Annotated in this window: 2 protein-coding genes; both read right to left on the reverse strand. The window is 65.2% G+C overall.

Translation table 11 applies throughout. The features are described from left to right. Positions 1–65: 65 nt before the first annotated feature. Positions 66–1,508 (reverse strand): amidase, encoded by a 1,443-nt coding sequence (locus LB559_RS32775; protein WP_224675901.1) that lies wholly within the window; start codon positions 1,506–1,508, stop codon positions 66–68. Between the two features lie 205 nt (positions 1,509–1,713). Beyond that, positions 1,714–2,805 carry a Gfo/Idh/MocA family protein gene (locus LB559_RS32780; protein ID WP_063173405.1) on the reverse strand — a complete coding sequence of 364 codons (1,092 nt, stop codon included), beginning with the start codon at positions 2,803–2,805 and terminating at the stop codon, positions 1,714–1,716. Between the last annotated feature and the right edge of the window lie 204 nt (positions 2,806–3,009).

Genomic DNA, 3,009 nt, shown 5'->3' on the forward strand with positions numbered 1-3,009 from the left:
GGGGGGGAGATGTCCGGCAGGACAGAGGGGGGCGCCACGGAACTCGGCGGTGGGCTGCCAAGCACCTAACCACTCACCGCCGGCCTTCTCCCCCTCCACGGCATCTCTTGCTCCAGCTGCGCCGACGCGGCCAGCACCGTTGCCTCGTCGCCGTAGCGGCCGACCAGCTGCACGCCGATCGGCACGCCGCCTTTCGACCAGCCGAGCGGCAGCGAGATCGCCGGCTGGCCTGAGATGTTGAAGGGGAAGGCAAACACCGAGTCCGCCCATTTGGCGTTGTAGCGGTCGATATCGGTTTCCGACATGTCGTAATAGCCGAGCGGGCGCGGCAGCTGCGTCAGCGTCGGGGTGATGAAGAGATCGTAGGCGCCAAGGTCGCCGACGATGTCGCGGCCGACCTGCCTGAGCTGCTCGACATCGGAGATGTGCCTGGTGCCGCTGGTCGCACGGCCACGCTCGATGATCGCAAAGGTCACCGCCTCGACATCGCCCGGTGTCACCGGCCGCCCCATCACCGTTTCAAGGTAGTCGAAGGTCGCCGCCGTCTGCACGCAGGTCATGTTGGTGTAGGTCTTCCACACAGCATTGGCGTCGAGCGGCATGTCATGCTCCTCGACATGGTGGCCGAGCCGCTCGAGCGTCCCCACGGTCTCCAGCACCGCCGCCTTCACCTCCGGATCGATCGCGGTGCCGTTGGGCGGCGTGACGGAAAAGCCGATGCGCAGCTTCGTTGGCGCCCGCGCCGACAGGCTGAGCCAGCTGCCATCAGGAACCGGCGGCGTGTAGGGGTCGCCCGGCAGCGCGCCGGCGACCGCGTCGAGATAGGCCGCCGTGTCACGCACCGTGCGCGAGCAGCAGAGGAAATAGGCGCCGCCATACCAATAGTCGCCGAACGGCGCGAGGCTGACGCGGCCGCGCGACGGCTTCAGCCCGACGATGCCGCAGCAGGAGGCCGGGATGCGGATCGAGCCGGCGCCATCGCTGGCTTCGGCGATCGGCACCATGCGCGAAGCAATCGCCGCGGCCGCTCCGCCGCTGGAGCCGCCGGGCGTGATGCCTTCCTTCCACGGGTTCTTCGTCGCGCCGTAGAGCTTTGGCTCGGTGGTGATCGACCAACCGTTCTCCGGCGCGTTCGACTTGCCGACCAGCACCAGCCCGGCCGCCTTCATGCGGCGAACCACTTCGGTGTCGAAATCGGCGACGACATCTTTCAGGTAGAATGAGGAGTTGGTGTTCGGCGCCCCGGTCCAGGACGAGGCCAGCTCCTTGAGCAGGAATGGCACGCCGGCGAAGGGCGCTGATGTGTCGACCGTCTGCGCCTGGGCGCGCGCCATGTCGTAGAGGCGATGGATGACCGCATTGAGCGTCGGGTTGAGCCGATCGACCAGCGTGATCGCCGCTTCTACCAGCTCCGCCGGGGTAACGTCGCCGCGCTTCACCAGCGCCGCAAGGTCCAGCGCGTCGGACTCGGCATAGGTTTTCAGCAGACTGTCGGTGACGGCGGCCATATCTCTCTCCTTCGGCGGATAGCTTGTGTTGATGCTGCTCCTGCGGAGAACTGTATTGGGGCATCGGCCCCCTCACCCAGCCTCCGCTTCGCTCGGCTGACCTCTCCCCGAGGGGAGAGGAGACTTGCAGCGCCAGCGCCACCCTCTTCTCCCCAACGGGGAGAAGGTGGCCGCGAAGCGGCCGGATGAGGGGGCTGGCGCGACTTCAGGCCAGGTCGATGGTCCGCCCCAGCGCGATGCTCTGCTCGGCGGCCAGCACGATGCGCAGGCTGTTGACTGCCGCATCCATCTGCTCGGTGAGGTCGAGATCCTCGCGGATGGCGCGCAGGAAGAAGGCCTGCTCGCGATCGCAGAGTTCCTGGTGGCCGGGTTCGTCCTCCATGCTGACGATCTCGTCGGGTTTGGAGAAATTCTTGTCGCCGTCGACAGCGGCATAATGGATCTTCAGCGCATCGGTCTTGGTGTGGCGGTCGATGTCGGCGGAATTCGAAACCTCTGCCAGCTCGGCAACACTGCTTGCCTGCTGGCCGGCGACGATCGACACCGCGCCCTTGGGGCCGACGACGTCCTTCACGAAATAGGCCGTCTCGCTCATCATCGGGCCCCAGCCCGCCTCGTACCAGCCGACCGAACCGTCATCGAAGGTGACGTGCAGATGGCCGTAATTCTGCTTGTCGGCTTCCGCCCAGAGCTTGGCGCCGATGCCGTGCACGCGCACCGGCTTGGCGCCGGTCAGCTGGCACATGACGTCGACATAGTGGACGCCGCAATCGACGATCGGGATCAGCGAATCGATCAGGTTCTTGTGCCAGTGCCAGGCGCTGCCGCTGCTCTGCTGGTTGAGGTTGAGCCGCATCACCAGCGGCTTGCCGAGCGTCTTGCCGACCTCGATGAACTTGATCCACGACGGATGCACGCGCAGAATATAGCCGAGCACCAGCTTGCGGTTCTTGGCCCGCGCCGCCGCGACCACCTTCTCGGCATCCTCGTTGTTGGTGGCGAGCGGCTTTTCCATGAACACATGGCAGTTGGCGGCGATTGCCTTCAGCGCGTATTCAGCGTGGGTGTTCGGCCAGCTGTTGATCGAGACGGCGTCCGGTTTTGTTTCCTTCAGCGCCTGGTCGAAATCCTCGTAGAGTGGGTAGCCGGCTAATTCTTCCGGAATCTTCGTGTTGCTCTTGATCGACCGGCTCATGATGCCGACAATCTCGAAACCGTCGAGCCGGTGATAGGCGCTCGCATGCGACGCACCCATATTGCCGAGACCCACCACCAGCACTTTCACCTTGTCGGACACCGAATATCTCCCAGGTTTTGATTGAATTGTGCGCGGCGATCGGTTGCCGCTCGTATGTCTATTCGAGACAATCACCTCAGGTCAGCGCCGCCGCTCATTGCCCGGCCCTTTCCTCTCCCCCGTCGACCGGGGGAGAGGTGTCGAGCGAAGCTCGACGGAGTGGGGGTCGACCCTCGCCGCGCGCCTGAGGTCTCTTGCTCGTCA

This window comes from Mesorhizobium sp. BR1-1-3 (genome assembly GCF_020165455.1).
Taxonomy (GTDB): Bacteria; Pseudomonadota; Alphaproteobacteria; order Rhizobiales; family Rhizobiaceae; genus Mesorhizobium; species Mesorhizobium ciceri.

Excerpts from the sequence above, each read along its gene's own strand:
- LB559_RS32775 (WP_224675901.1), bottom strand. The coding sequence starts at position 1,508 with ATGGCCGCCGTCACCGACAGTCTGCTGAAAACCTATGCCGAGTCCGAC.